Origin of the sequence: Streptomyces sp. NPDC058279 (genome assembly GCF_042881255.1) — a bacterium.
Classification (GTDB): domain Bacteria; phylum Actinomycetota; class Actinomycetes; order Streptomycetales; family Streptomycetaceae; genus Streptomyces.
This window is the reverse complement of sequence record NZ_JBHVYA010000008.1, coordinates 296888-323478: the sequence shown is the minus strand read 5'-3', so window position 1 is coordinate 323478 and position 26591 is coordinate 296888. Positions and strand designations below refer to the sequence as shown.

At 70.1% G+C, this 26591-nt stretch carries 24 protein-coding genes; 11 read left to right on the top strand and 13 right to left on the bottom strand.

What is annotated here, in order from left to right; all coding sequences use genetic code 11:
- Positions 1 to 496: 496 nt before the first annotated feature.
- The gene (locus ACFVXJ_RS18550) at positions 497 to 1522 is read left to right on the top strand and encodes a nucleotide-binding protein (protein ID WP_389662844.1); all 1026 of its coding nucleotides are present in this window, start codon (positions 497 to 499) and stop codon (positions 1520 to 1522) included.
- Between the two features lie 170 nt (positions 1523 to 1692).
- Here ACFVXJ_RS18550 and ACFVXJ_RS18545 read toward each other — a convergent pair whose 3' ends face one another.
- The 4 genes from ACFVXJ_RS18545 to ACFVXJ_RS18530 form a co-directional block, all read right to left on the bottom strand.
- Positions 1693 to 2031 carry a hypothetical protein gene (locus ACFVXJ_RS18545; RefSeq protein WP_389662843.1) on the bottom strand — a complete coding sequence of 113 codons (339 nt, stop codon included), beginning with the start codon at positions 2029 to 2031 and terminating at the stop codon, positions 1693 to 1695.
- On the bottom strand, positions 2028 to 2759 hold the full coding sequence (locus tag ACFVXJ_RS18540; protein WP_389662842.1) for a GntR family transcriptional regulator: 732 nt from the start codon (positions 2757 to 2759) through the stop codon (positions 2028 to 2030). Before ACFVXJ_RS18540 ends, ACFVXJ_RS18545 begins: the two co-directional genes overlap by 4 nt.
- 8 nt (positions 2760 to 2767) lie before the next feature.
- On the bottom strand, positions 2768 to 3049 hold the full coding sequence (locus ACFVXJ_RS18535; protein WP_389662841.1) for a hypothetical protein: 282 nt from the start codon (positions 3047 to 3049) through the stop codon (positions 2768 to 2770).
- A 344-nt stretch (positions 3050 to 3393) separates the two neighbouring features.
- Positions 3394 to 3672, bottom strand: coding sequence for a hypothetical protein (locus tag ACFVXJ_RS18530; RefSeq protein ID WP_389662840.1), 279 nt, complete (start codon positions 3670 to 3672; stop codon positions 3394 to 3396).
- A gap of 79 nt (positions 3673 to 3751) precedes the next feature.
- On the opposite strand from ACFVXJ_RS18530, the gene ACFVXJ_RS18525 reads away from it, so the two are divergent.
- On the top strand, positions 3752 to 4507 hold the full coding sequence (locus ACFVXJ_RS18525; RefSeq protein WP_389662839.1) for a GntR family transcriptional regulator: 756 nt from the start codon (positions 3752 to 3754) through the stop codon (positions 4505 to 4507).
- Between the two features lie 102 nt (positions 4508 to 4609).
- On the top strand, positions 4610 to 4807 hold the full coding sequence (locus tag ACFVXJ_RS18520) for a hypothetical protein (RefSeq protein WP_389662837.1): 198 nt from the start codon (positions 4610 to 4612) through the stop codon (positions 4805 to 4807).
- A gap of 525 nt (positions 4808 to 5332) precedes the next feature.
- Here the strand turns inward: ACFVXJ_RS18520 and ACFVXJ_RS18515 are convergent.
- From ACFVXJ_RS18515 to ACFVXJ_RS18495, 5 genes are all read right to left on the bottom strand, one after another.
- On the bottom strand, positions 5333 to 5653 hold the full coding sequence (locus ACFVXJ_RS18515) for a hypothetical protein (RefSeq protein ID WP_389662835.1): 321 nt from the start codon (positions 5651 to 5653) through the stop codon (positions 5333 to 5335).
- 43 nt (positions 5654 to 5696) lie between these two features.
- Entirely contained in the window at positions 5697 to 5891 is a 195-nt protein-coding gene (locus tag ACFVXJ_RS18510) for a hypothetical protein (RefSeq protein ID WP_136216973.1), read from the bottom strand.
- A gap of 136 nt (positions 5892 to 6027) precedes the next feature.
- The gene (locus tag ACFVXJ_RS18505) at positions 6028 to 6483 is read right to left on the bottom strand and encodes an HD domain-containing protein (protein WP_389662834.1); all 456 of its coding nucleotides are present in this window, start codon (positions 6481 to 6483) and stop codon (positions 6028 to 6030) included.
- On the bottom strand, positions 6480 to 7865 hold the full coding sequence (locus ACFVXJ_RS18500) for a pyridoxal phosphate-dependent decarboxylase family protein (RefSeq protein ID WP_389662832.1): 1386 nt from the start codon (positions 7863 to 7865) through the stop codon (positions 6480 to 6482). Before ACFVXJ_RS18500 ends, ACFVXJ_RS18505 begins: the two co-directional genes overlap by 4 nt.
- Before the next feature lie 583 nt (positions 7866 to 8448).
- The gene (locus tag ACFVXJ_RS18495; RefSeq protein ID WP_389662830.1) at positions 8449 to 9591 is read right to left on the bottom strand and encodes a PP2C family protein-serine/threonine phosphatase; all 1143 of its coding nucleotides are present in this window, start codon (positions 9589 to 9591) and stop codon (positions 8449 to 8451) included.
- Between the two features lie 117 nt (positions 9592 to 9708).
- On the opposite strand from ACFVXJ_RS18495, the gene ACFVXJ_RS18490 reads away from it, so the two are divergent.
- Positions 9709 to 10944, top strand: coding sequence for a GNAT family N-acetyltransferase (locus tag ACFVXJ_RS18490; RefSeq protein ID WP_389662829.1), 1236 nt, complete (start codon positions 9709 to 9711; stop codon positions 10942 to 10944).
- Positions 10945 to 11007: 63 nt separating this feature from the next.
- Here ACFVXJ_RS18490 and ACFVXJ_RS18485 read toward each other — a convergent pair whose 3' ends face one another.
- A complete protein-coding gene (locus tag ACFVXJ_RS18485; protein ID WP_389662827.1) occupies positions 11008 to 11814 on the bottom strand; it encodes an Fpg/Nei family DNA glycosylase in 807 nt (268 codons plus the stop codon).
- A 196-nt stretch (positions 11815 to 12010) separates the two neighbouring features.
- Complete coding sequence (locus tag ACFVXJ_RS18480; RefSeq protein ID WP_361311040.1) at positions 12011 to 12496, bottom strand: ribose-5-phosphate isomerase; 486 nt, start codon at positions 12494 to 12496, stop codon at positions 12011 to 12013.
- A 230-nt stretch (positions 12497 to 12726) separates the two neighbouring features.
- On the opposite strand from ACFVXJ_RS18480, the gene ACFVXJ_RS18475 reads away from it, so the two are divergent.
- On the top strand, positions 12727 to 14163 hold the full coding sequence (locus ACFVXJ_RS18475; RefSeq protein WP_389662826.1) for an amino acid permease: 1437 nt from the start codon (positions 12727 to 12729) through the stop codon (positions 14161 to 14163).
- Positions 14164 to 14265: 102 nt separating this feature from the next.
- Here ACFVXJ_RS18475 and ACFVXJ_RS18470 read toward each other — a convergent pair whose 3' ends face one another.
- The gene (locus ACFVXJ_RS18470; RefSeq protein ID WP_389662825.1) at positions 14266 to 14847 is read right to left on the bottom strand and encodes a biotin transporter BioY; all 582 of its coding nucleotides are present in this window, start codon (positions 14845 to 14847) and stop codon (positions 14266 to 14268) included.
- A 289-nt stretch (positions 14848 to 15136) separates the two neighbouring features.
- On the opposite strand from ACFVXJ_RS18470, the gene ACFVXJ_RS18465 reads away from it, so the two are divergent.
- Both ACFVXJ_RS18465 and ACFVXJ_RS18460 read left to right on the top strand, forming a co-directional pair.
- Complete coding sequence (locus ACFVXJ_RS18465) at positions 15137 to 16537, top strand: amino acid permease (protein WP_389662823.1); 1401 nt, start codon at positions 15137 to 15139, stop codon at positions 16535 to 16537.
- Between the two features lie 202 nt (positions 16538 to 16739).
- On the top strand, positions 16740 to 17396 hold the full coding sequence (locus tag ACFVXJ_RS18460) for a superoxide dismutase (RefSeq protein ID WP_389662822.1): 657 nt from the start codon (positions 16740 to 16742) through the stop codon (positions 17394 to 17396).
- Positions 17397 to 17527: 131 nt separating this feature from the next.
- On the opposite strand, the gene ACFVXJ_RS18455 is transcribed toward ACFVXJ_RS18460, so the two are convergent.
- On the bottom strand, positions 17528 to 18175 hold the full coding sequence (locus tag ACFVXJ_RS18455) for a DsbA family protein (protein WP_389662820.1): 648 nt from the start codon (positions 18173 to 18175) through the stop codon (positions 17528 to 17530).
- A gap of 125 nt (positions 18176 to 18300) precedes the next feature.
- Here ACFVXJ_RS18455 and pepN point away from each other — a divergent pair, with 125 nt between their 5' ends.
- From pepN to ACFVXJ_RS18435, 4 genes are all read left to right on the top strand, one after another.
- A complete protein-coding gene (gene pepN, locus ACFVXJ_RS18450; protein WP_389662818.1) occupies positions 18301 to 20877 on the top strand; it encodes an aminopeptidase N in 2577 nt (858 codons plus the stop codon).
- Positions 20878 to 21036: 159 nt separating this feature from the next.
- A complete protein-coding gene (locus ACFVXJ_RS18445; RefSeq protein ID WP_389662817.1) occupies positions 21037 to 21999 on the top strand; it encodes a hypothetical protein in 963 nt (320 codons plus the stop codon).
- A gap of 246 nt (positions 22000 to 22245) precedes the next feature.
- The gene (locus ACFVXJ_RS18440) at positions 22246 to 22815 is read left to right on the top strand and encodes a CGNR zinc finger domain-containing protein (protein ID WP_389662816.1); all 570 of its coding nucleotides are present in this window, start codon (positions 22246 to 22248) and stop codon (positions 22813 to 22815) included.
- A gap of 274 nt (positions 22816 to 23089) precedes the next feature.
- A complete protein-coding gene (locus ACFVXJ_RS18435) occupies positions 23090 to 26419 on the top strand; it encodes a S8 family serine peptidase (protein ID WP_389662814.1) in 3330 nt (1109 codons plus the stop codon).
- The last annotated feature ends 172 nt before the right edge of the window (positions 26420 to 26591 follow it).

The following is a 26591-nucleotide window of genomic DNA, read 5'->3' as shown; positions in this document are numbered from 1 at the left end:
GCACAACCTCGCCCTCGCCGGATAAACGAGCGGCCCACTCACGGCCCACGACGTCAGAGCCGCCCCGAAGATCATTTACGGGACAACCCTTAGGGGGCTACCGTCCACTGTGGCCTGCCGGGCGCCTGGTGTTCGCTCTTAGGTGATGCCATTACTAGCAGGCGGTGCGGCAGCCACAACACAAGCGCACCAGCATGAGCCGGGACAGCGGAGAACCAGAGGAGAGCAACCGAGTCCGACGAGGCTGCGCGACAGCCACTCGCCCAGATAAGTACCCAACCGCCGCGAATGCTCGCACCTTTCCGAGCAGAGGGCTCCGCCATGGTCGTCAGAGGCCAGCACCTTGTGGCTTGCCCTGATCGACGGCGTCAGTAGCCTGATTGAGGCCAGCGAGGGTGCAGCGAGGCCAGACTGCCTGAGATGCGGCACATGTTGGTGGCTCGTAGCCTGGGATGTGGGGGACATACGGTCCAGGCCTCCGCTAAGGGGCATAGCGATGGACGACTCCTATCACAAGCAGGTCTTCATAGTTCACGGCCGTGACCACCGTACGCGGGACGAGCTAACCAAATTTGTACAAGCACTCGGCCTGCAAGTGCTTACATGGGAGGACGCGCGTACACAAGCGACCAGGAAGGTCAGAGCTGGGGCTCCTACCACCCTTGAGATAATTGAGACGGGCATGCACCAATGCAAGGTCATACTCGTGCTGATGACGCCTGATGAAACGGTTGAGCTAAAAAATGAGTTCGCGGAATCGGAAGGTGAGAGGTTGCCGGCGGAGCAGCCGAGACCGAATGTAATTTTCGAAGCCGGCCTAGCGTTGGGGCTTTACAAGGATCGTACAGTAATCGTGGAGACCCGCTCGGGTCGAGTGTTCACGGATCTCGAAGGTATCAACCGCATAAGCCTAGCCAGCGTTTCCGGAAAGATGGGCCTAAAAACGCAGTTGTCTGAGCTCTGCCGGGTGGATCCGCAGCACGGATGGGAATCGGTGGGGGAGTTTTCGGAGCGCTTTGATGTTTCTTATCGCGCTTGGAGAGAAGAGGAGCGTCGCGATGAGCACTTGTTGCGCCCCGAGCAGCTCTCTCAGTTCCGAAAGGCGGCAATACTGCCGGATTCCGAAGAGAATCGGAAAATGCATGGATACGCGCTCGTATCAGCAGTACACCACGGCCGGAAAGACCTAAGTTACTGGATACGAACGAATGAAAATAACGAATACGCGATTCGGGCTTTGATTCACCATATCGCTCACTCTTCGAATTTGGTGGCCCGTCTGCGCGCCGCAAAAGCACTTGAAGGCATGAGTCCTGGCATTTTGTCCACCGAAATAGGCCCGATTAAAGCCGCCCTCCCTGCGGGCAAGAAGCGCGACTTGTCCCTTGCTTATGCGGCACGCCAGAGGAAGACAATGAGCCGAGTCAAGAACACTCCGCTAACCACTGAAGGCCTCACGGCTGCACAAAAAGAGAATCTGCTGCAGGAGCTGAAGGGCTATCCTTTTCTGCCTGCAAAGTAACAACGCACCGATGAGCGCTGAGTAGCCGTGCACCATCCGTGGACGCGGCCAAGCTTTCCCAACAATGGCATAGGCCGTTGGCCTGTAAGTCGCAGTCCCAAGGAGCCGAAGCTAAGCAGTGAAGCCCCAGACAAGGTCCGGGGCTTCATTGTCCTGAGTGGTCCGTTCCGCTAGGCGGGCGACGTGTCGTCGATGTGATCGGCTTCCTCGTGAGGTGAATGAGCCGGTGTGGATAGGCGGTGGCCGCGGCTGGTTGCTACGCGGACCGCAGCGCGTAGGGCTCGGGTCAGGTCGATGGCCAGGGCGCGCAGTTCGTCTGGTTCCACCTCTTCGTCGGCGAGTAGTTCGAGGGCGTGTTCCAGGAGCTCGGTCCCCAGGGCGAGCTGTGCTGCTTCTGACCGGTCGGCCAGATGCGACAGGTAGCCGTCGTTGGTGCCAGCGCTTAGGAAGCAGGGCTTGCCATCTGGGCCCGACCACGGGAGAAGTCGCAGTTCGTTGTGCGGCGTCATGCGTTCGAGCCCCTCTCTTCCGTCGTGTGGCGGGTGGTGAAGTGGGCTTCCGCTCGGTCCCCGGGGAGCAGCAGAAGGGCTGCTTCGACCACGCGACCGGTGGTGTCGGTCGCCACGCGCCTGATCGAGAGGACAGCCAGGGATGCGCTGATCCGAAGGGCCGCCGCGTCTTCCGGGTTAGGGAGGCCGGCGCTGACTGTCTCCTGGACCTCGGCCAGGGGTGGACGTAGCGCTGCCAGCTTCGCCGCTATGTCGTCGGTGTCAGACAACGCAGCGGAGAGGTCGGCCGGCGCCAGGTCGCGAGGGACGTAGATGCGAGTCAGGCTGTGCGCCGACTTCCCCTCGTGGCTGAGGCAGAGGAATTCCGTCAGAGGGCTTCCAGGCGAGACGTTGAGCAGGGCAGTCAGGTGCGCTCGCGCGCGGAGCTGGGTGGCGCGAACGCTGACGCGCAGCGCCCGATCAGTCGCGAGCTGCACGGCTGAGGCACGCCCCCCGCCGACGTAGGTGATTTTGAGGCGGGGGTGCCGGACGAAGTTGCCGCTTCCGTGGAACTTCTCCACCAGCCCTTCGCCCTGGAGGAGTGCGAGGGCGCTCCGCAGCGTTGGGGTGCTGACCGCGTAGCGGGCAGCGAGTTGCGCCTCGGAAGGGAGACGTGCGCCGGCCTCGATGCGGCCCGTAAGGATCTGGCTCCGCAGGTCATCGGCGATGGCGTGACGACGAGAGGACATGGGCCGGCTCACCACTTCCTCTGCATACGAAGGGCGACGAGGCGGGTCCGGGCGTGCACGGTCAGCAGTTCACCCGATTCGAAGCAAAGCCTTTTAGCTCCGGCTGGTAGCTGGATGAGGTCGGCGACGCGACATGGCTGGCCGCCGATCTGGATGACGTCACCACGCTGGACGGTGGCCGAAGTGATCTCGATATTCGCGGCGAGGGCACCGCTCGGTGTCCATCCCCTCACCGGGTCACCCGCCGCGGTTCGGATCGCTCGTCCGCCGGGTGGCAAGAGCAGACGCATGCGTCGTAGATCACCGGTACACCGACTGGTGCGGTGGCGGGAGACGACTGCGCGCACGCGCGATGAATGCCGATCGCACACGAGCTCGACAGGTACGGGGCGGCTGGGGCGTAAGCCGCTGAGCGCCGCTGAGGAGGCATCAGACGGCCTCCGCCCGTGTGGGGAGGGTTCTGGGTCGAGAGAGGGCGGGAGATGGCGGTAGAGGCCCTTTCTGGGCGCTCCTTGCCGTCAAGCGGGGTGGGTGGCGGTCCCGTTAAGGCAAGGCGGCGCCAGCCCTCAGATGGGTAGCGCCCACTGGTGTGGGTGGCTGTGGAGCCCATACGGTTGGACATGCTGATCAGCTCCTATCGCTGATGGCCAGGTCCCCGGACGTCGCCCGTCGCGGGGACTTCTTTGTGTACGGCGGCCCAGAGGGTGCGGCCGGTCAAGCTGCTGGCGAGGAGTCCAAATCGGTCGGCCTCCGCCACCACGTCCAGGACCTCCCGCCACGATTCGGCGGGCAGCGCTTCCGGCACCTCCGCTTCGATCGACGTGTACGCGGCGTGCGGCTCCACACGCGTGGTCAGCCCGAGGGCTGACAGCCGGGCGGCGAGATCCTCGGCCCTTGCTTGCGAAGCGGGCACAGAAGGGCCTCCGTCGCCGATCGATCACGTTGAGTGAAGCTAGTTAACTAGATTAGAGCTAGTGGACTAGATTTTCCACATGCCTGAGCAACCGCCTTATCTCCGCATCGCCGACGTCCTGCGGCAGCGGATCGCGGAGCACGTGTGGACGGCCGGGGATCGGCTCCCCTCCCGCGCCCAGATTGCCGAGCAGTGCGGCGTCGGCGAGAACGTGGTTCGTCGGGCGCAGGAGCTACTGATCTCCCAGGGCGTGCTTGAAGGCCGCGCCGGGTCGGGCACGTACGTCGCCGAGCCTCGTCGGCGCGTGCGGGTCGTTCGGTCCGCGGCGCGTGAGCAGCCCGGCGGGTCTCCCTTCCGGGCGGACATGCAGGCTTTGGGCAAGCAGGGCAACTGGGAAAGTCGGACCGAAGCGAAGGTGCCGGCCCCGGCTGAGATCGCGGCGCGGCTCGGGATCGCCGAGGGTGGCCTCTGCGTGCGTACGGTCTACGAGTTCCTCGCTGATGGACGGCCGGTGCAGTTGTCGACAAGTTGGGAGCCGTATGAGCTCACCGCAGGCACGCTCGTCGTCCTGCCGGAGGGTGGACCGCACGCCGGCGTTGGCGTCGTGAACCGGATGGCCGCGATCGGGATTACCGTCAGCCATGCTGTGGAGCAGCCGGAACCGCGGCAGGCGACAGCCGAGGAGGCGTCGCTCCTCGGGATCCAGAAGGCCGCTCTGGTGACCCACATCCGGCGGACGTACTACAGCGACCAGGGGCAGCCCGTGGAGACCGCGGACATCGTCATCCCCGCCGCACTGTGCGAGATCGTCTACGAGATCCCTGTGGGCCGCTAGCGGGCCGACGCAAGGGCCGGTCACAGAGAACGGCTCCGCTGCGAAAGATCGGTGATGCTCAAGATCTACTCCTGCGCGAATCTGCCCAGATACGGTGCCGGCATGGACGACAGCGCAAACGGGGGCAGGTTGAGCCCCGAGGACTTTCAGCAGATGAACGCGCTCCTCCGCAGGTTCTGCACCTACGAGTTGGACCAGTGGGAGAACATCCAAACGGAGACGCCTTACGGCCCGGTCTACGTGACGTTCAGCCGCCAGCGCCTCCCCGGCTTCGAGGCCCAGACGTTCCACCCGTTCTAACCCGCCTCGCGTGTCGCATGTGGCGTTGTGCCACGCAGTGCCCCCGCTGCAACCGCCATGCGCCTATTGCCCGCCGCACTTCTTCGACACCGTGTGCCGGGGGCCCATGGGGGCCCAGCGAGGGGGTGTGGATGGCTAAGCGTCGACGGCCGCAGCCGAGGGACAGCCGAGGAAGGTTCACGAAGACCGGCATACCTCTGTGGGCTGGTGTCTTGGTGGTGATCTTGCTGGTCTGGTCCTTCGCCCGTTAGAAGTGTGCGCGAAGGGTGGCGATCGATGCGGTGGCCCAGTCAGCGTGCCCCTGGCGTGCCCGGTCCAGCGAAAACCAGCGGGGACTTGCGGGGAACCGGGGTGAGCAGTCCACCTTCCCGCAGGTCAGCAAGGTGCCAGCTCGGCAGCCATCCGCATACGCGATCTTCCAAACTAGCTACGCGGGTTCGATTCCCGTCACCCGCTCTTCCTGGCCGAGGGCCGGGTCGGAGGTTTGTTCCTCCGGCCCGGCCCTCGGACGTTTTCGGCGCCGTTTCAGGTACGGGTGCGGGCCGCGCGGAGGCCCGGGAGGCGTTTGCGGGCCACCGTGAGCGCGGTGAAGCCCGAGAGCATGAGGACGCCGCCGTACACGAGGAGGGGGCCCTTCAAGGTGAGTACCCCGACCATCAGCAGGGAACCGCCGCCCATGGCGACGGCGGCGGCGGCCGATTCGATGCGCAGTTGTCGAGGTGGGCGCTTGCTCGCCGACGGTTTGACGAGTTGGCGACCCAGGACGACCTGGACGGCGTTGATCGCGGCGAGCAGGACGGACAGGACCGCGACATTGGTGTTTGCGACGGTGAGCGCGGCGGGCATGCGCAGAAGCTACCGAGCGGCTCGCGGACCGTCGGCGTGGGGGTCAGAGCTTGATGCCGGCGATGGTGTCCGCCAGGGAGTTCAGGAAGCGGTTGACGTCCGGCGCGATGGAGCTGGACGCCAGGAAGAAGCCGAAGAGGACCGCGACGATCGCGGGGCCGGCCTTGATGTGGCTGCCGCGGATCAGCACCACCAAAATGATCGCCAACAGAACCACCACTGACAGCGAAATGGCCACTACTGATCACACCTTCGGTCGTCCCCTGGTCGGCCTGGGGCGCATGCCCCCACAAGGACCATCCTCCCACCAACCGGGCCCCGCTATCCGTCTCGTGACGAATCGCCATGGCGGGATTTCGGGGGCGGCGCGAGGGTCACGGGGTGGGCAGGCCGAGGAGGGAACGGACATACGCGTACTTCGCGGACAGCCGGTCGCGGGTGGGACGGTCCAGGACGGAGAGGCGGGCGGGGTCGGCGTTGTGCGCCAGGTCCGCCTCCTTGACCAGCAGGGCGCCCGGGGTGGCGAGGATGCGGGCCGCGTACTCCTCGACCGGCTCGCCCGGGACCTTCGTCAGCGCGCGGACCATCGCCTTGACCGCGTCGGGCAGGGCTGCCGATTCGAGCCGGTCGGGGGTGAGGGCGTGGTCCTCGATCGCGTCGTGCAGCCAGGCGGCGGCCTGCTGCTCGGGCGTGCCGCCGCGCAGGCGGACGCCTTCGGCCACGGCGGCGAGGTGCTCGGCGTAGGGGCGGCCGGCCTTGTCGGTCTGGCCCTCGTGCGCCGCGCGGGCGAGGGCCTCCACCTCCGGGAGGGTCAGGGCCTGGTCCGTCATGTGAGCTCCCTTGCTGCCGTCCGCAGGGCCTGTGCGGCCCGGCGCACATCCGCCCCGGTGGTGCGCCAGTTGGAGAACGCGGCGCGCAGGGCGGGGGTTCCCGCGTAGACGGTGGGGGTGACGAACACCTCCTGCCGGACGGACTCCCGCAAGGCGGCGAGACGGGCGGGGGTGGGAGCGTCGGCGAGGGTGAAGCAGACGACGTTGAGGCGGACCGGGGCGAGCACGGTGAAGGCGGGGTCCTCGGAGAGCTCGGCGCCGAGGGCGCGGGCGCAGGCGATGTCGCGCTCGACGATCTCCCGGTGGCCCTGGCGGCCGTACGCGCGCAGCGTGAACCAGGCGGCGAGGGCGCGCAGCCGGTGGGAGTTCTCCGGGGTGAGGTGGACCAGGTCGGGGTGGTCGCCGAGGGGTCCGAGGTAGGCGGCGGCGTTCTGGAAGACGCGGGCCTGGAGGTCGCGGCGGCGGGTGAACTGGACGGCGCTGTCGTAGGGGACGTTGAGCCACTTGTGCAGGTCGACGCAGACGGAGTCGGAGGCGTCGAGGCCGGCGGTGAGGTGGGCGTGGTCCGGGGAGAGCGCGGCGAAGGCGCCGAAGGCGGCGTCGGTGTGGAGCCAGAAGTCGTGCCGCGTCTTGAGCGCGGCGACGGCGCGGAGGTCGTCGAAGTCGACGGTGTTGACGGTGCCGGCGTTGGCGACGACGACGGCGGGGCCGGGGGTGTCGGCCAGTGCGCGGTCGAGGGCGACGGGGTCGACGGCCTCCCGGCCGGGCAGGGTGGGGACGGTGACCAGGGCGCGTCGACCGAGGCCGAGGAGGGAGAGGGCCTTGGCGATGGAGGAGTGCGGGGCGCCGGAGAACACGCGGACGGAGCCGAGGGCCGCCGCCCCGTCGTCCGAGGGCGAGACGCCGGCCCTTTCCCCGAGCCACTCGCGGGCGATGGCGAGGCCGGCGGTGTTGGACATGGTGGCGCCGCTGACGAAGGTCCCGGTGTGGGCGGGGGTCAGACCGAAGAGGTCGCGGAGCCACGTGACGGTTTCGCGTTCGAGGTCTTGGCCGGCGCCGTCGAGGGCGGAGTTGCTGTTCTGGTCGTGGGCGGCGGTCAGCCAGTCGCCGACGAGGGCGGCGGGGGTGGCGCCGCCGGTGACGAAGCCGAGGTAGCGGGGGCCGGCGGAGGCGGAGAGGCGGGGCGCCCAGCGGTGTCGGAAGGCGGCGAGGGTGGCTTCGGCGCCGGAGCCGTGGTCGGGGAGGGGTTCGGGGGTGAGGGGGCTCGTCGCCGGGATCACGGGGCGGGTGTCGAGGGTGGTGAGGGCCTCGGTGGCGGCGTGGCGGGCGGCGCCGAGGAGGGCGGGGAGGCGGGCGAGGTCGGCGGCGAGGGTGGGGTGCATGGGGGCACGGTAGGCGGCCGACGCGGGGGTGGGGCGGGCCAATCCGGGGCGGGTGGCCGGTGACCGCTTGGCTCCGCCGGTGGTGGCCGGGTGACTCCGCCGGGGCCGGGCGGGGGCCGGGCGGCGCGAGCGAAGCCGGGGCCGGGCGGCGGGCCCCGGGCCGCTTGGCTCCGCCGGGACCGGGGCCCGGGCCGCGGGCGGGTGCGGCGCCGCGGCGCGGCGCGAGCGAAGCCGGGCTGCGCCCGGGCTTCCTGGGGCTCCGCCCCAGACCCCGCGCCTCAAACGCCGGCGAGGCTGGCTTGGCCCCGCCTCACACTCCCCCAGCTACCGCTGAGGTGCCCCCAGGGGGCTGGTTTGACCGCACCCCAACTCCCCCGGCCACCGCCGGGAGCTGCCCCCCGGGAGGCGGGATCGGCGGGCCCCGCGAACGCCGGCGGGGCTGGTTTCGCCCGCACCAGGAACACCGGCGGAGCTTGGGTTGCCCGCGCCCGAACGCAGGCGGAGCAGAGGTTGCCGCGCCCAAGCTTCGGCGAGGCCGGTTTGCCCGCGCCTCAAACGCCGGCGGGGCTGGAGCTGGCCCCGGTCACGGGGAGCGGCGGATGAGGAGGAGGGCGCGGTCGTCGTTGACGTCCTTGGCGACCTTTTCGATGAGGTGCCAGGCCGCGCCGTCCCAGCCGGCGGCGACGTAGCGGTCGGCTTCGCCCGTCAGGCGGTCGATGCCCTCGCTGATGTCGCGGTCCGCGGTTTCGACCAGGCCGTCCGTGAAGAGCATCAGGACGTCCCCGCGCCGCAGGCTCCCGCGGGCCGGGGTGAATTCGGCGCCGTCGTAGACGCCGAGCAGCGGGCCCTCGCCGGAGACCTCGCGCCAGCGGCCGGTGCCCGCCGAGAGTTGCAGGGCGGGGAGGTGGCCCGCGGAGAGGAGTTCGTAGTCGCCGGTCTCCAGGTCCAGGACGAGGTGGATGGAGGTGGCAAAGCCCTCCTCCCAGTCCTGGCGGAGCAGGTAGCCGTTGGCGGCCGGCAGGAAGCCGTGCGGCGGCAGTGCGCCCAGCAGGCCGCCGAAGGCCCCGGAGAGCAGCAGGGCGCGCGAGCCCGCCTCCATGCCCTTGCCCGAGACGTCGGTCAGGACGATCTCCAGGGTGCGCCCGCCGTTGGTGCGCGCGGCGACGACGAAGTCCCCCGAGAAGGACTGTCCGCCGGCCGGCCGCAGGGCCATCTCGCGGTGCCAGCTGCTCGGCAGGGGCGGCAGCTTGCTCTGTACCCGGATGCGTTCGCGCAGGTCGAACAGCATGGTGCCGCCGCGCCGCCACGGCACGCCGACCCGGCTGCGGAACTGGGCGATGACCAGCCCGAAGAACCCGCAGGCCGCGACCACCAGCACGGTGCCGGGTGTGACCCGGGCCGGCCCCTCCGTGTACGGGCCGAGTACCAGGGCCTCCACGATCAGGGCGACGGCGGAGGCGGCGTACAGGGCGAGCAGGCTGGCCGGCCGCAGCAGCAGACCGCCCGCCACGATCGGCAGGACGAGCGCCGACGGCGAGAACCAGACGGGCATCATCAGAGTGCCGAAGGCGATCGCGGGCACGGTGAGGAGCAGGCCCGCGAAGGCGAGCCAGTCGGAGGCGTCACCGCGGAAGTAGTCGACGGCGGATTTGCGCACGCCGGTGCGGGCCCGGTGCGACAGCATGCGCGTCCGGGCCATGAGCGTCTCGACACGTGCTCCGGCCATTGCTTCGGGACCCTATCCATCCTGGCCGCGCGTGCGCAGGGGTACCCCCGGACCTGAGGCCCGCCGAGCGGCGAAATCACCTCGACTGGACGGGAATGCCCTGGTAAGGATGCCCATATGGCTCTTGAGACGCGGGTATTGCAGGCTGATGAGTGGGATGTCTGGTACGACCACCTTGAACTGGCGTTCGGCGGTCTGACCGAGTCCCCCGAGGAACGCGAACTCTACAAGTCCCTCACCGAGTTGGAGCGTTCGCTCGGCGTGTGGGACGGCGAGGACTGCGTGGGTTCGGCGGGCGCGTTCAGCTTCCGACTGTCCGTACCGGGCGGGCCGCTGGTGCCCGCCGCGGGGGTCACCATGGTGGGCGTCGCGCCGACCCACCGCCGGCGCGGAGTGCTGACGTCGCTCATGCGCCGCCAATTGGACGACATCCGGGCGGGTGGTGAACCGCTCGCCGTGCTGACGGCCTCCGAGCCGGAGATCTACGGGCGGTTCGGTTACGGCACCGCCGCCTACGCGTTGGCCCTGGAGATCGACACCACTCGGGTACGGCTCTCCGTGCCGCCGGGGACGGACGGCATCCGGCTGCGCCTCGTGGATCCGGGCAAGGCCCTGGCCGACTGCGAGCGGGTCTACGCCGAGCTGGTGGCCCGGCGGCCGGGGGCGCCCGCCCGGCAGCCGGGGTGGGAGCGGCAGGCGCTGCTGGACCCGGAGTCCGGGCGCGCGGGCGCCTCGCCGCTCATGTGCGTGGTCGCCGAGGCGCCGGACGGTCAGGTCGTCGGGTACGCCCGCTACCGGGTGAAGGCGGACTGGCAGCTCACCGGCGCGGCCGGCACGGTGGAGGTCGCCGACCTGGACGCGTCGGACCCGGCGGCCTACGCGGCGCTGTGGCGCTACCTCTGCGAGATGGACCTGACCTGGACCGTGCGGGCCGGCCGGCGCCCGGCGGACGATCCGGTGCTGCACCTGGTGAACGACGTACGGCGGTGCCGGCCGAACCCGCGCGACGCGCTGCACCTGCGGCTGGTGGACCTGGGGGCGGCCCTGGAGGCCCGGCGGTACGCGGCGCCGCTGGACGTGGTCCTGGAGGTCGAGGACGCGTTCTGCCCTTGGAACGAGGGCCGGTGGCGGCTGCGCGTCGGACCGGAGGGCGCGGCGTCCTGCGTGCGCAGCGCGGATCCGGTGGACCTGGAGCTGTCGGTACGGGAGCTGGGTTCGGCGTACCTGGGCGGGATCACGCTGACCTCCCTGGCCGGCGCCGGGCGGGTGCGGGAGGTGCGCCCCGGCGCGCTGGCCCGGGCCTCGCGGGCGTTCGCCGGCGACGTGGCCCCCTGGCTCCCCCACGGTTTCTAGGCCGCCGCCGGCCGGTCAGCCGGCCGGTCAGCCGATCGATCCGCCGGCTGGCTGCCAGGCCCGCTAGCGGGCCTGGCAGCCGGGGCACCAGAAGAGGTTGCGGGCGGCGAGACCGGCGGTGCGGATCTCGCCCCCGCAGATGTGGCAGGGCATGTTGGCCCTCCGGTAGACGTACACCTCGCCGCCGTGGTCGTCCACCCTCGGCGGGCGCCCCATGGCCTCGGGTAGGTGCTCGTCGCGGACGGTGTCGATCCGGTTGTTCCGTACGCCCTCGCGCATGAGCACCACCAGATCGGCCCAGATCGCGTCCCACTCGGCCCGGGTCAGGTCCTTGCCGGGCCGGTACGGGTCGATGCCGTGCCGGAAGAGCACCTCGGCCCGGTAGACGTTGCCGACGCCCGCGACCACCTTCTGGTCCATGAGCAGCGCGGCGACGGTCGTACGGGAGCGGGAGATCCGCTTCCACGCCCGGTCGGGGTCGTCGGCCGGGCGCAGCGGGTCGGGGCCGAGCCGTTCGTGTATCGCCTTCTTCTCGCCCTCGCCGAGCAGCGCGCAGGCGGTGGGCCCGCGCAGGTCGGCCCAGTGGTCCTCGTTGACCAGGCGCAGCCGCACGGTGTCGGTGGCGGGCGGGGCCGGGGCGGGGCCGAAGCCGAGCTTGCCGAAGAGGCCGAGGTGGATGTGGATCCAGGCGTCGCCGAGCTCCAGGAAGAGGTGCTTGCCGTGGGCCTCGGCGCTTTCCAGGGTGCGTCCGTCGAGCAGGGCGGCGCTCTCGGCGAACCGGCCCTGCGGGCTGCTCACCCGTACCGGGCGGCCGGCGAAGCGCGCGGTGTGGTCCTGGGCGAGGCGGTGGATCGTATGCCCCTCGGGCACGGCGAGGCTCCTGACGGCGACGGGCGTGGGACGACGAGGACGACGGGCGGTGGGACGACGGGCGTGCGACGACGGGCGAAACGGCGCGCGCGAAACCGCGCGGGCGGTGAGGCGCGGGCCGTGTAGGCGCGGGCGGTGCACGGCGAAGCCGTGCCGCCGGTGGTCCGGCGGCACGGCCCGGGTGGGACGGGGCGGATCAGCCCTGGGGGTGGTGGGCCGGGATCGGGGGCAGCTCGCCGGTGGTCTCGTAGGCGGTGAGCATGTCGATACGGCGGGTGTGGCGCTCCTCGCCGGAGTACGGGGTCGCCAGGAACGCCTCGATGAAGCTGACGGCCTCGTCCTGGGTGTGCATGCGCCCGCCGACGGAGATCACGTTGGCGTTGTTGTGCTCGCGGCCGAGCTTCGCGGTCTCGACGCTCCAGGCCAGGATGGCGCGGACGCCCTTGACCTTGTTCGCGGCGATCTGCTCGCCGTTGCCGGAACCACCGATGACGATGCCGAGGCCGTCGGCGTCGGCGGCGGTCTTCTCCGCCGCGCGCAGGCAGAACGGCGGGTAGTCGTCGACGGCGTCGTAGATGTGGGGCCCGCAGTCGACGGGCTCGTGGCCGTTGTTCTTGAGCCAGTCCACGAGGTGGTTCTTCAGCTCAAAGCCGGCATGGTCAGATCCGAGGTACACGCGCATGGGTCGAGTGTGGCACGGCCGGGCCCGAGTCCCGCTGGAGGGTGCCGGGCGGAGTGTGGCATGGGTCACTCGGCAAGCTCAAATTATCCCCAACAACCCAGACGGGACGGGGTGGGACGAAGGTCCCGGACTTTAGCCCCGGGCAACCTTCCGGAACGAGGTCTTCCGTCTGGCGTTCATCTCAGGTTTCAATGCCGGGACTCGCAACCCGAGAACCTAAGGAATCGTCCATGAGCTCCACGACGACCCTTCAGAAGGCAGGCGACCCCTCCGGCACCCCCGGCGACGCCAAGCCCTCCGATGGTCTGAAGGCCGGTCTCAAGAACCGCCACCTGTCCATGATCGCCATCGGCGGTGTCATCGGGGCAGGACTCTTCGTCGGCTCCGGCGGCGGCATCGCCAAGACCGGTCCCGCCATCCTCGTGTCGTACGCACTCGTCGGCGCGATGGTCGTCTTCGTGATGCGCATGCTCGGCGAGATGGCCGCCGCGAGCCCGAACTCGGGCTCCTTCTCCGCGTACGCCGACCGCGCGCTCGGCCGCTGGGCCGGTTTCTCGATCGGCTGGCTCTACTGGTTCTTCTGGGTCGTCGTCCTGGCCGTGGAGGCCACCGCCGGCGCGAAGATCCTCGAAGGCTGGATCCCGGCCGTCCCGCAGTGGGGCTGGGCCCTGATAGTGATGGCGGTCCTGACCGTCACCAACCTCGGCTCGGTCGCCTCCTACGGCGAGTTCGAGTTCTGGTTCGCGGGCATCAAGGTCGTCGCGATCGGCGCCTTCGTGATCGTCGGCATGCTCGCCGTCTTCGGTGTGCTGCCTGGCTCGGACAACCCCGGAGCGGGCTTCGCGCACCTCACGGACGCCGGCGGGTTCATGCCCAACGGCTGGGGCTCGATCCTCACCGGTGTGCTGATGGTCGTCTTCTCGTTCATGGGCAGTGAGATCGTCACCCTGGCCGCCGGCGAGTCCGAGGACCCGCGCCGCGCGGTCACCAAGGCCACCAACTCGGTGATCTGGCGCATCGGCGTCTTCTACCTGGGCTCGATCTTCATCGTGCTGACCCTGCTGCCGTGGAACGACAAGTCGATCGTCGAGAAGGGCTCGTACGTCGCCGCCCTCGACTCGATCGGCATCGCGCACGCCGGTCAGATCATGAACGTGATCGTCCTGACGGCCGTGCTGTCCTGCCTGAACTCGGGCCTCTACACCGCTTCCCGCATGGCGTTCTCGCTCGGCGAGCGCGGTGACGCCCCGAAGGCGTTCGCCAAGGTGAGCAAGAACGGCGTGCCGACCGCCGCGATCCTCGGGTCCGTGGTCTTCGGCTTCCTCGCCGTGTACTTCAACTACGCGTTCCCGGACACGATCTTCGACTTCCTGCTGAACTCCTCGGGTGCGATCGCGCTCTTCGTGTGGCTGGTCATCTGCCTGACCCAGCTGCGGATGCGCCGGATCCTGGAGCGCGAGGCGCCGGAGAAGCTGACCGTCAAGATGTGGCTGTTCCCGGGTCTGACCTGGATCACCGCCGGGATGATCACCTTCGTGCTGGCCTACATGGTCTACGACAAGGACAACCGCGAGACCGTGGCGCTGTCGCTGCTCGTCGCGGCGGTCGTCCTGGTGATCGGCGCGGTCCGCGACTGGCGTCGTCGCAAGGTGGCCACCACCGCGTAGTCCTGGGACGCCTCCCGTGAAACAGCCCCGGACCACGCTCGTGGTCCGGGGCTGTTTCACGTACGCGCGTCCGCGCGTGGGGCCGGTCGGGCGCGGGGCCGGTCAGCCGCGGTCGAGGAGCTTCCAGGTAGCCGGCAGCAGGCCCATCGCCAGGGCCGCCTTGACGGCGTCGCCGATCAGGAACGGGGTCATGCCGCCCGCGACCGCCGCGCCGAAGGACATCCCGGTGGCGAGGGCCAGGTACGGGACGCCCACCGCGTAGACGAGGGCCGAGCCGAGCACCATCGTGGCCGCCGTGCGCGGGACGGAGCGGTCGGCGCCGCGCCGGGCGAGGGCACCGACGACGGTGGAGGCGAGCAGCATGCCGAGCACGTAGCCGAAGGTGGCGCCGCCCGCGCCCGAGGAACCGTGCGCGAACCACGGCACGCCGGCCATGCCGACGAGCGTGTAGAGCGTCATGGAGAGGAAGGAGCGGGCCGGCCCGAGGGCGGCGCCGATCAGCAGCGCGGCGAAGGTCTGGCCGGTGATCGGCACGATCAGGCCCGGCACCTTGACCGCGATCTGGGCGGCGACGCCCATGAGCGCGGCTCCGCCGGCGACGAGCGCGACGTCGCGGACGCGGCTCGCGGGCAGCAGGTCGGCGAGGACGGCGCCGGGCCGGGAGGAGACGGAAGCAGTGCTCATCAGGGGACTCCGCGGAGGGGTGAACGGATGACGGGACGATCATCGACGTTAGTCCGGGGCCGGTCGCCGCCCCACCGCCGCCTGGGACAAGTCGTACTGCCCGGTTTGGTGGAGAGTAGACAAAGGCCCTCCGCCACACCCGAGTTGCAGTGATCCCCATCACCAACCACGAGAGACTTCACGTCCGTTTTGCGCAGACGAACGCCCTCCGGCGAGACTGTAGGGTCCCTCCAATCTGCGCGAATCCCCACATCGCCACCAGGCCGAACGAGAGTACGAGCCCACCCTCATGCGCGACCGCCTGACCGACAAGCCCGCCCCCGAAACGGCCGGGCTTCCCCCCGAACCCCTGAGCCACAGCCTCAAGCAGCGCCACCTGACCATGCTGGGCCTCGGCGGAGTGATCGGCGCCGGGCTGTTCGTCGGCTCCGGCGCCGGCGTCTCCATCGCCGGACCGGCGATCATCTGCTCGTATCTGCTCGCCGGTGTCCTCGCGATGCTGGTCATGCGGATGCTCGGCGAGATGTCGGCCGCGATGCCCGCGTCCGGCTCGTTCTCCGTCTACGCGGAGAAGGCGCTGGGGCGCTGGGCCGGTTTCTCGGCGGGGTGGCTGTACTGGTTCCTGCTCGTCGTGGTGCTCGCGGTGGAGGCGACCGGCGCCGCGAAGATCGCGAACGGCTGGGTGCCCTCGGTCGACCAGTGGGTCTGGGTGCTGGTCTTCATGGTGGTGTTCACCGTCACCAACCTGACCGCCGTGAAGAACTTCGGCGAGTTCGAGTTCTGGTTCGCGGCCCTGAAGGTCGGCGCGATCGTGCTGTTCCTGATCCTGGCCACGCTGGCGATCTTCGGCCTGCTGCCCGACACCGACCCCGTCGGTGTGCAGAACCTGAGGGGCCACGGCGGGTTCTTCCCCAAGGGGTTCGACGGTGTGGTCGCCGGCATGCTGGCGGTCGTCTTCGCCTTCGGCGGCCTGGAGGTCGTCACCATCGCCGCCGCCGAGTCCGACGACCCGGCCCGCTCCGTCGCGCGCGCGGTGCGCAGCGCGGTGTGGCGCATCCTCTTCTTCTACGTCGGCTCGATGCTGGTGATCGTGACCCTGCTGCCCTGGGACTCGCTGGAGCCGGGGCAGAGCCCGTACGTGGCCGTCCTCGACTCCATCGGCATCCCGTCGGCCGGCCAGATCATGCAGATCGTGGTGTTCGTGGCGCTGCTGTCCGCGTTGAACGCCAATCTCTACGGATCGTCCCGCATGGTCTTCTCGCTGGCCGAGCGGGGTGACGCGCCGAAGGGACTGCTCAAGGTGTCCGGGGGCGGGGTGCCGCGCCGCGCGGTGTTCGCCTCGGTGACGTTCGGGTTCGTGTCGGTGGTGCTGAACCTGCTGTGGCCGGACACGGTGTTCCTCTACATGCTCAACGCGGTCGGCGCGGTGCTGCTGTTCGTGTGGGCGCTGATCGCGGTCTCGCAGTTGCGGTTGCGCCGGCGGATCGAGCGGGAGATGCCGGAGCGGCTGACGCTGCCGATGTGGTGTTTCCCGTACCTCACGTGGGCCGCGCTGCTCGGCATGGCGGCCGTGCTGGTGCTGATGCTGTTCGACGACTCGGCGCGGCCTCAGTTGCTGTGGTCCTCCGGCGCGGCGGCGGTGGTGCTGGTCATCGCGGGCGTACGGGAACTGCGGGCCCGCCGGGCCTGAGCCGTCCCCCGCGTTCCCGGGCGCGTCCCGTGCGACAGCACGGGGCGCGCCTTTCGTGTGCCCGGGCGAAGGCGGGCGGGCACGGCGGGCGGGCACGCGAGGCAGGCCACCCTTACGTGTGCTCGGGAATAGATACTGTTAGCGTGCAGTTGCGCATGGATTGCAATAAGCAGTTGGCACGCCGAGGGGACCGGATACACGCATGGCCATCTACACGCTTCCTGAGCTTCCGTACGACTACGCGGCACTTGAGCCGGTGATCAACCCGCAGATCATCGAACTGCACCACGACAAGCACCACGCGGCCTACGTCGCCGGCGCCAACAGCACGCTGGAGCAGCTGGCGGAGGCGCGCGACAAGGAGAACTGGGGCGCGCTCAACGGCCTGGAGAAGAACCTCGCGTTCCACCTTTCCGGCCACATCCTGCACAGCATCTACTGGCACAACATGGCCAGCCCCAAGACCGGCGAGGGCGGCGGCGAGCCCACCGCCGCCGACGGGCTGGGCGACCTGGCCGACGCGATCACCGAATCCTTCGGCTCCTTCGGCGCGTTCAAGAAGCAGCTGACCTTCGCGGCGTCCGCCACCCAGGGATCCGGCTGGGGCGTGCTCGCGTACGAGCCGATCAGCGGTCGGCTGATCGTCGAGCAGGTCTACGACCACCAGGGCAACGTCGGCCAGGCCTCGGTGCCGGTCCTCGTCTTCGACGCCTGGGAGCACGCGTTCTACCTCCAGTACAAGAACCAGAAGGTCGACTTCATCGAGGCGATGTGGAAGGTCGTCAACTGGCAGGACGTGGCCAAGCGCTACGCCGACGCCAAGGCCAACACCCCGCTGCTGGTCCCCACCAAGGGCTGATCGGCGCCACCGACCCGTCCGCCTCGTGATCGTCTTCTCAACCTTCACCGGCGGGCGTGTTCAGCGGAAGACCCCCCTGAGAACGTGACTCAGGGGGGTCTTCCGTGCGCGGGATCATCCGCGGGGGGCGCCTACTCGAAGACGGGGCCCCGGGTGCGGGTGCGCTTGATCTCGTAGAAGCCCGGGGTGGACGCGACCAGCAGCGTGCCGTCCCACAGCCGGGCCGCGGCCTCGCCGCGCGGGGCCGGCGTCACGACCGGCCCGAAGAACGCCACCTCGGCGCCGTCGGCGCCGGGTACGGAGATCACCGGGGTGCCGACCTCCTGGCCGACGCGCTCGATGCCGTTGTTGTGCGAGGCGCGCAGCACCTCGTCGTACTCGTCGGAGTCGGCGTAGGCGAGCAGCTCGGCCGGGAGGCCGACCTCGGCCAGCGCCTGCGCGATCACCTCGCGGGTCGCGCCCTTGTCCTCGTTGTGGATGAGGGTGCCGAGGGCCGTGTAGAGCTTGCCGGTGACCTCGTCCCCGTGCTTCTGCTGGGCGGCTATGACCACGCGCACCGGCGCCCAACCCTTGGGGCCGAGGATCTCGCGGTAGCGCTCGGGCAGCTCTTCGAGCTTGTTCTCGTTGAGGACGGCAAGGCTCATCACATGCCAACGGACCTCGATGTCGCGCACCTTCTCGACTTCGAGCATCCAGCGCGACGTCATCCACGCCCAGGGGCAGAGCGGGTCGAACCAGAAATCGACCGGGGTCTTCCCGCTCACCTGCGTGTCGGCCATGTCTCTCCTCACATCGTTCACCCGTGTACGGTCACCTGCCCAGTGGCCAACCAGCTCCGGGCCGCTCCCATTCCCCCCGTGCGAGGATTCGACGCAAGACCGCGATCACGCACGAAGGAGTGCACGTGCCCGGAGAGAACCTGTCCCGTGACGAGGCCCGCGAACGGGCCGAGCTGCTGTCCGTCGAGGGGTACGAGGTGTCCCTCGACCTGAGGTCGGCGGTGGACGAGGCCGAACCCGCCGAGGGGCCGCGCACCTTCCGCTCGGTGACGACGATCCGCTTCCGGGCCGCGACCCCCGCCGCCGCCACGTTCGCCGACCTGATCGCCCCTTCCGTGAACGCGATCACCCTGAACGGGCGGGCGCTGGACCCGGCCGCCGTCTTCGACGGCTCGCGGATCGCCCTGGACGGTCTCGCCACGGAGAACGTGCTGGTGGTCGACGCGAACTGCGCCTACAGCCGCACCGGTGAGGGGATGCACCGGTTCGTCGACCCCGAGGACGGCGAGGTCTACCTCTACACCCAGTACGAGCCGGCCGACGCCCGGCGGGTGTACGCGAACTTCGAGCAGCCGGACCTGAAGGCGCCCTACCGCTTCGAGGTCACCGCGCCCGAGGGCTGGCACGTGTGGAGCAACGGGGTCGAGGAGTCCCGGGAGGGGCAGACCCGGCGCTTCGCCGAGACCGCCCCGATCTCGACGTACATCACCTGTGTGGTCGCGGGCCCGTACCACTACGTCACCGACACCTACACGCGCGGGGACCTGACGATCCCGCTCGGCGCGATGTGCCGCAAGGGCCTGGCGAAGCACTTCGACGCGGACGACGTCTTCCTCGTCACGAAGCAGGGCTTCGACCTCTTCCACGAGCTGTTCGACTACCCGTACCCGTTCGGCAAGTACGACCAGGCGTTCGTGCCGGAGTACAACCTGGGCGCGATGGAGAACCCCGGGATGGTGACGTTCCGGGAGGAGTACATCTTCCGCGGGAAGGTCACGCGAGCCTCCTACGAGCGGCGCGCGAACGTCATCCTGCACGAGATGGCGCACATGTGGTTCGGCGACCTGGTCACCATGAAGTGGTGGGACGACCTGTGGCTCAAGGAGTCCTTCGCCGACTTCATGGGCTCGTTCGGGCTGGTCGAGGCGACCCGGTTCGACCAGGCGTGGGTGACCTTCGCCAACAACCGCAAGGCGTGGGCCTACCGGGCCGACCAGCTCCCCTCCACGCACCCGATCACGGCCGACATCCGTGACCTGGAGGCCGCGAAGCTGAACTTCGACGGCATCACGTACGCCAAGGGCGCGGCGGTGCTCAAGCAGCTCGTCGCGTACGTCGGGCGGGAGGCGTTCCTGGAGGGCGCGCGGCGCTACTTCAAGGCGCACGCGTACGGGAACACCACCTTGGACGACCTGCTGTCGGTGCTCGGGGAGGTCTCGGGCCGGGACATGCCGGCGTGGTCGCGGGCGTGGCTTCAGACGGCCGGGGTGAACGCGCTGACCCCGGCGGTGTCCTACGACGGCGACGGCAGGATCGCCGAACTCGCCGTGGTGCAGGAGGGCGACACACCGCGCCCGCACCGGGTCGCGGTGGGCCTGTACCGGCTGGAGGACGGCGCCCTCGTGCGGTACGCGCGGACCGAGGCGGACGTCGCCGGGGCGCGGACGAGCGTGCCGGACCTGGTCGGACAGGAGCGGCCCGACCTGATCCTGGTCAACGACGACGACCTCACCTACTGCAAGATCCGCTTCGACGAGGGTTCGCTGGCGACGCTGCGCACGCACCTGGGCGACGTGCGGGACCCGCTGGCCCGGGCGCTGTGCTGGTCGGCGCTGTGGAACCTGACGCGCGACGCCCTGATGCCCGCACGCGACTTCGTCTCCCTAATCCTGTCCCACGCGGGGCGCGAGAGCGATCTGGGCGTGCTGCAGATGCTGCACGCCCAGGCGCTGACGGCCGTCACCCACTACGCGGCGCCCGAGTGGCGCGAGCAGGGCGGGCGGGTGCTGTCGGCGGTCGCGCTGCAGGAACTGCGGTTCTCGGAGCCGGCGTCCGAGAACCAGCTGATCTGGGCCCGGTTCTTCGCGGCGGCCGCGACGACGGAGGGTGACTTCCAGCTGTTGCTGGGGCTGCTGGACGGTTCGGCGCGCATCGACGGTCTGGAGGTCGACCAGGAGCTGCGGTGGGACTTCCTGCTGCCGCTGGCCGCGCACGGGGCGGTGGACGAGGGCGTCCTGGCCGCGGAACTGGCGCGCGACGACACGGCGTCGGGGCGCCGCCACCACGTTCGGTGCCTGGCGGCCCGGCCGTCGGCGGCCGTGAAGGACCAGGCGTGGGCGGCGGTGGTGGAGTCGGACGCGCTGTCGAACGCACTGGTCGAAGCCACGATCGCGGGGATGCAGCAGTCTTCGCAGCGGGCTCTGCTGGCGTCCTACACCGGCCGGTACTTCGAGGCGATCGAACGGGTGTGGGCGCAGCGGTCGATCCAGATCGGGATGGACGTGGTGAAGGGCCTGTACCCGGCCCTTCAGGACTCGCCGGCCACGCTGGACGCGACGGACGCGTGGCTGGCCGCGCACGAATCGGCCGCGCCGGCGCTGCGGCGGCTGGTGATCGAGTCCCGCGACGACCTGGCCCGCGCGCTGCGCGCGCAGGACTGTGACGCGCGCGCCGGCACGGCCACCGCCGGCGCCGTCGGATAGGGGCCCGTTGTCCGCATCCGCCCGGGGTCCCGGTCCGGGCGGATGCGAACGGCGGTATCGGCTTTCGAACGGCCGTACTTTAGTGCGTTCTTGTCCCGATTTGTCGACGGGACTGTAACAAGGGTTAGCGGGCCCCCGCCGTGCGGGAACCTCCGCGTCATGAACCACAACGCGCCCCTCCCCCTCACCCACCTCACCGGCAGCCGCCCCCGCGTGCTGACCCTCGCGCAGCTCCGCGAGCACGGCGTGAGCGCCTCCGACGCCGCCGGACGGGCCTGGCAGCAGATCCTGCCCGGGGTGTTCCTGCTCCACTCCGGCCCCGCGACCAGCGAGGAGCGGCTGCACGCCGCGCTGCTGTACGCCGGGCGCCGCGCCGGCGACGAAGCGATGATCACCGGGCTGGCCGCCCTCGCGCTGTACCGGTTCGGCGCGGCCCCCGCGCTCACGGCGCTCCCGCACATCGACGTGCTCGTCTCCAACTCCCGCCGGCTCCGCTCCACCGGGGGCGTCCGGATCATCCGCGCGCAGACCCCGCCCCGGCCGGCGGAGGTGACCGGCCTGCCCGTCGCCCCCGTGGCCCGCGCCGTCGCCGACGCCGTCGGCCGGCTCTCCGACGCGGGCACGGTACGTCGCCTCCTGAGCGAGGCCGTGCGCGCCGGACACTGTGAACCCGCCGCCCTGGTACGCGAGTTGACGGTGGCCCGGCTGCTGAACCGGCCGCACGTGGTCGATGCCGTCGAGTCCCTGCTGGCGGAGGGGCGGGCCATCGCCGAGGACCGGCTGTACCAGCTCGTACGGGGCTACGAGCTTCCGGAGCCGGTCTGGAACGTGGACCTGCGGCTGCCCGGCGGCCCCCACCTCGGCGGGGTGGACGCGTTCTGGCCCGAGCACGCCGTGGCCGTCGAGATCGACACCCGGGCGCCCCGCCAGCGCGAGGACGAGCAGTGGTCGGAGGCCGTGCGCAAGCGGGACGCGCTGGAGCGGCTGGGGGTGACCGTCATCCATGTCACCCCGCGCAAGCTCCGCGACTGGCCCGAGCAGCAGGCGGCGGTCGTCCGGACCGCCCTGACGGCCGCCGACGACCGCGAACCCGCCGCCTATCTGGTCGTACTGCCCCGGTGAACCGGGAGCACCGGGTCGGCCCGGGAGCACTCCGGGTCGCTCCACACCAGCCCCCCGGTACAGGCCCTCCCTTCCCGCCCCTCTCCCCGCCTCCCTCCCACTCGGAAAACGGCAGCCGGACGCGGGGTCCGCCCCGGCGGCCCGCGTCGCCCCGCTCGCGCCAGGCTCGACACGAACCGGTCACGTACCCTTGACGGGTTAGCGAAGGCGCGGGAGACGGGCCTCGGATCGACAAGGAGGCGCGTGATGACGGCGCAGAGTCCCGCGGATCCGCGTCCGCTGACCGGCGAGCCGGTCTCCCTCGACCTGCTGAACACGCGCTGGGTGTCGGACGGCGAGATCGCCGACCTGTTCGGGGGCGCCTTCGGACTGACCCGCGTCGAGGGGCTCGCCGTGTGGCTGGAGAGCACCGGCCTGGCCGACCGCTTCCGCGCCGACGCCCCGACCCTGGTGCACCTGCTGACCGCCCGCGAGTCGCTGGCCCGCGCCGTGGCGGACCCGACCGACGCGAGCGCGCGCGCACTGGTCGACGCGGTGCTGGAACACGGCCGGATCCGGGCCACGCTCACGGCCGAAGGGCCGGGCGAGCGGGCCGAGTTCGCCGATCCCGCCTGGGGGCCGGCCTGGATCGCGGCGCGCGACTACCTGGAACTGCTGGGCTCCGCGCCGGACCGCATCCGCAAGTGCGCCTCCGAGACCTGCGTGTTGCACTTCCACGACACCTCGCGCAACGGCACCCGGCGCTGGTGCTCGATGGCCGCCTGCGGAAACCGGGCGAAGGCATCACGACACTACGCGCGCACGCGCGAGCGCTGAACGGGCGAAAGTTGTCACACCCGCGGCGCGTCCGGACATCCACACCGGCCTGACACGCCGTCGCGAAGTCGATAAATCCACTCGCTGACCTCTGCGAGTCGCCCCCCTATGCCCCGGTGCGTCCCCACTGGCACATGGTCCACGGTGGCGAGAGTCCGCCATGTCAGGTATCGGTCAATGACATGTCTCCCCAAACAGTGGTCACTTGCGCAAGGCTGACCGGTCATCCGGCACCGAAATCCGGACCGTATCTTTCACTTAGCCAGGGATGCTGATGACCCTCGAATCCCCCAGCTCCATATCCGGGGCAATACCGGCCTCCAGGCGCGTCGCCCGTGTCGCGGCGGCCGCCGGCCTGGTGGCCGCGCTCTGCGCGTCCGGGGCGATGCCCGTCTTCGCCGCGACGGGAGCCACCGACCCGGGGGCCCCGGCGGCGGTCAAGTCCGCGGACCAGAAGCTCGGTTCGTCCGACGCGGAACTGCTCCAGGACGCCAAGGCCAAGGGTGACGCGACCGTCACCGTCATGGTGGCCACCGCGCCCGGCCAGACCAAGCAGGTCGCCGACCAGCTGGGCGCCGTCCAGGGCGCTTCGGTGGGCCAGACGAACGACAAGCTCGGCTACGTGCGCGCCACGCTGCCCACCGGCAAGGCCGAGGCCGCGCTGAAGGCGGCCGGCAAGCTGTCCTCGGTCCACGCCATGGACCTCAAGCACGAGATCCAGCTGCCGGACCCGCGGCCGGACTCGGGCAAGGACGCGGGCGCGAGCCAGAAGACCGCGGCCGAGACCTACCCCGGCCCGGGCAAGGACACCCCCGCGAAGAACCCGTACAACCCGTCCTTCGAGACGGGCGCGGTGGACTTCGTCGCCCAGAACCCGCAGGCCGACGGCCGCGGCGTGACCATCGGCATCCTCGACTCCGGCGTCGACCTCGGTCACCCGGCGCTGCAGAAGACCACCACGGGCGAGCGCAAGATCGTCGACTGGGTGACCGCGACCGACCCGATCACGGACAACGACGCCACCTGGCGCCCCCAGATCACCCCGGTCTCCGGCTCCTCCTTCACCGCCGGCGGTCAGAGCTGGAAGGCCCCCGAGGGCTCCTTCCAGTTCAGCCGCTTCAGCGAGTCGATCACCGCGACCGGTGACGAGAAGGGCGACGTCAACCGCGACGGGGACACGACCGACAAGTTCGGCATGCTCTACGACCCGGTCGCCGGCACCGTCCGCGTCGACACCGACCAGGACAACGACTTCACGAACAACGAGCCGATGAAGCCGTACAAGGACGGCTACCAGATCGGCTACTTCGGCACGGACAACCCGGCGACCGACGTCGTCGAGCGGGTCCCGTTCGTGATCCAGATCCGCAAGGACGTCCCGATGGACCCGCTGGGTGGTGACTGGGTCGGCAAGAAGGCCGACTTCGTCAACATCGGCATCATCGAGTCCGAGCACGGCACGCACGTCGCGGGCATCACCGCCGCCAACAGCCTGTTCGGCGGCAAGATGAACGGCGAGGCGCCCGGCGCCAAGATCGTCTCCTCGCGCGCCTGCTCCTGGTCCGGCGGCTGCACCAACGTCGCACTGACCGAGGGCATGATCGACCTGGTCGCCAACCGCGGTGTGGACATCGTCAACATGTCCATCGGTGGCCTGCCGGCGCTGAACGACGGCAACAACGCGCGCGCCGAGCTCTACAAGAACCTGATCGACACCTACGGCGTCCAGCTGGTCATCTCGGCCGGCAACGAGGGCCCCGGTGTCAACACGATCGGCGACCCCGGCCTCGCGGACAAGGTCGTCTCGGTGGGCGCGGCGGTCTCCAAGGAGACCTGGGCCGCCAACTACGGCTCCGGCGTCACCAAGAAGTACGACATGTTCCCCTTCTCCTCGCGCGGTCCGCGTGAGGACGGCGGGTTCACGCCGACCATCACCGCCCCCGGCGCGGCCATCAACACCACGCAGACCTGGCTGCCCGGCTCCCCGGTGAAGGAGGCCGGCTACAACCTGCCGGCCGGTTACTCCATGCTGCAGGGCACCTCGATGTCCTCGCCGCAGGCGACGGGCGCGAGCGCCCTGCTCCTGTCGGCGGCCAAGCAGCAGCACATCGCCGTGACCCCGGCGAGCCTGCGCGTGGCGCTCACCAGCACCGCGAAGAAGATCGCGGACGTCCCGGCGCACGCCCAGGGCGCCGGTCTGATCAACGTCCCCGGCGCGTGGGAGTCCCTGCAGCGCGGCGCGAAGGCCAACGAGTTCACCGTCAAGGCGCCGGTCGACACCGCGATCGACCAGTTCCTCAAGACCCCGGGCTTCGGCACCGGCCTGTACGACCGCGAGGGCGGTCTCAAGGTCGGCCAGAAGAAGGTCTACGACGTCGTCGTCACCCGCACCACCGGCGTCAAGTACGGCACGCGGCACAACCTGAGCTGGCGCAACAACGACGGCACCTTCAAGGTGGTCGGCGGCTACGACTACGTCACCCTGCCGCTGAACAAGCCCGTCACGATCAAGGTCGAGGCCAACGCCAAGACGGCCGGCGTGCACAGCGGCATCCTTCAGCTGGACGACGAGACCACCGAGGGCATCGACAAGCAGATCCTCACCACGGTCATCGCCTCGACCCCGCTGAACAGCCCCTCGTTCGCGCTGTCGCAGACCTCTTCGGTGCAGCGCAACAGCACCAAGTCGTACTTCGTCACCGTCCCGCAGGGCGCCAAGACCCTTGAGGTCGCCCTCGGCGGTCTCGCGGCGGGCAGCCAGACGCGCTTCATCTCGATCCACCCGTACGGTGTGGGCGTCGAGGACAGCGCGACGACCCAGTGCTACCCGAACTACGACAACCCGGCGAACCAGTGCCGCCCCGACCTGCGCTCCTACGCCGACCCGACCCCGGGCGTCTGGGAGATCGAGGTCGAGTCGCGCCGTACGTCGCCGCTGCTCGACAACCCGTTCAAGCTGGACGTCTCGGTCCTCGGCGCTTCCTTCGACCCCGCGGTCAAGGTGCTCCCCGAGGTCAAGCAGGGCGCCCCGGCGCCCGTCCAGTGGACCATCAAGAACGACGCCGCGGCCATCACGGGCGGCAAGCTCAAGGGCGGCCCGCTCGGCTCCGCGAAGGTCGCCAAGCCGACCATCACCGCCGGTGAGACCCAGACCACCGAGGTCACGGTCGGCGAGGGCGTCTCGCGCCTCGACGTCGCGATCGGCAAGGTCTCCGACGCCGCCGCCGACCTCGACCTGGAGGTCTACAAGGACGGCGTCAAGGTCGGCTCCTCCGCCGACGGCGACTCCGAGGAGGCCGTGAGCCTGCTCAACCCGGCCGCCGGCACCTACAGCATCAAGGTGATCGGCTACGCCGTCCCGTCCGGCAGCACCACGTACGACTACCGCGACGTGTACTTCTCGGCCGCCCTGGGCTCCGTCCAGGTCGACGAGGCCGCCGCGGTGAACCTCGCCACCGGCGCGAGCGCGCAGGTCTCGGCGAACGTCCTGGTCAACAGCGCGGCCCCGGAGGGCCGGCAGTTCTTCGGCCAGGTCCAGCTGCTGAACGGCCGCGGCACCGCCGCGGGCACCGGCAGCGTGCAGATCGAGAAGGTCCTGCCGTAGTCCGGGCATAGACCCGGAGCGGTACGCGGGAAACCCGAGGGGCGGTGCTCGACCGAGCGCCGCCCCTCGGGGCGTTTCGCCCCCGGGCCGCCGACACGCCCCGCTGACCAGGCAAAACGCTTCCCCTCAAGGACGCCGACACGCCCGTACCCGGCCCGCCCGGGGTGTGTCT